1 protein-coding gene is annotated in these 1,316 nt (G+C 65.7%); it reads left to right on the forward strand.

Going from position 1 to position 1,316, the window contains the following annotated elements:
* Positions 1 to 102: 102 nt before the first annotated feature.
* A partial coding sequence (locus tag KIH74_RS35610; RefSeq protein ID WP_214160865.1) for a hypothetical protein occupies positions 103 to 1,316 on the forward strand: 1,214 nt, incomplete at its 3' end.

Consider the following 1,316-nt stretch of genomic DNA (forward strand, 5'->3'; position numbering starts at 1 on the left):
CTGCATGACGCTCAGACCGCCCGTGCCAAGCTTGACCGCTGGCGTGAGCTGGTGCCTGGGTTGGCGCAGGTGGTTCTGCATGATGATCGTCGTGCGGATCATGTGCCGGAGTCTCTTCCGGGGAGTGATCTTTCGGCCCGTATCCCGATCGGTGAGGCGGGGGCGAGCTGGCTGCCGGAGTACGACGCGACCCTGGCCGATCCTACCCGGGGCATCCAGGTCGCGGTCAACGGTCATTTCACCGAGTCCGTCGACTGGCACGCGGCGCCGTTGCTGCCTGCGGCCGAAATGCATCAGGTGCTCATCGCCGATGCAAAGAATCTTCCGAACCGAGCCGGAGGTGCGCTGTTCCGGTTGCTGGAGCGCGTGCATCATCGTCGTGGCGAATTCGGTCCCCGTGCGCAGCGGAGTATGTCCAACGCCTGGAAGAAGGACGCCCTCAGGTGGGAACTGCGCCAGCTCAAGGCAGGCGGTGATCCGGATCCGCTGAGCCGGCTTCTGGACGACCTGGCCGACCGCCCCGAGCCGATTCCCGATCCCGCTGTGGTGGAGCAGTATCTCGAAGCTCCGGAACCGGTCACCTCCAGAGCCCGGCTGGCCACGCTCGAGCGCATACGGTGGGCCCTGGTCTCCCGGCTGGGTCATGAGACTCCAAACGCCTTGAGCACCGCGAGGGGCGAGCAACTGCGGGAGGTCGTTCTCGACGCACTCGGGATTGCGGCCGGCGCAGCGGGATCCGGCCACCGTGCGGTCCTGACCGAGATTCTGCGCGTGGCGGCGGTGCAGGGGATGGCCTTCGTAGCCGAGGGAGGAGGGCAGTACCAAGCACGCGTGATCGATGTCGGTGACGTGCGGCTGGTGCGGATCAGGATACGCATCCACTTCGTGGCCGACAGCGACGTGACCGACGAACAGGCTCGCCGGACGGCCGACATGGAACGTCGCGACATACCCACGTTGTTCAACGCCATAGGTAGCTTCGATTCGCGGGGACGGACGGTTTTCCTCCGCCTGTACCCCGTCGTCACGTTTGGCCGCAGGTCACGTCCCGGAGTCCAGAACATCCGGCTGAGCAGCGGTTTCGGAATCGCGGACGCGACCCGCGTCTACACGGGGAGCAACGAGAAGACGCTGCTGCATGAGACCCTGCACGCTCTGGGACTGCGGGACCGGTATGCGGTGGAGCCCGGAGTGCCGCGGCCTTTGTTCTATGAAGAGCGGCGTCTACGGCCCGGAAACCCAGCCGGACCGACACATTTCCGGCCGAACGCGCTGGATGCTGTACCTACCATCATGAGTTCGGCGTCGACCGACGT

It is taken from the genome of Kineosporia corallincola (assembly GCF_018499875.1).
Lineage (GTDB): Bacteria > Actinomycetota > Actinomycetes > Actinomycetales > Kineosporiaceae > Kineosporia > Kineosporia corallincola.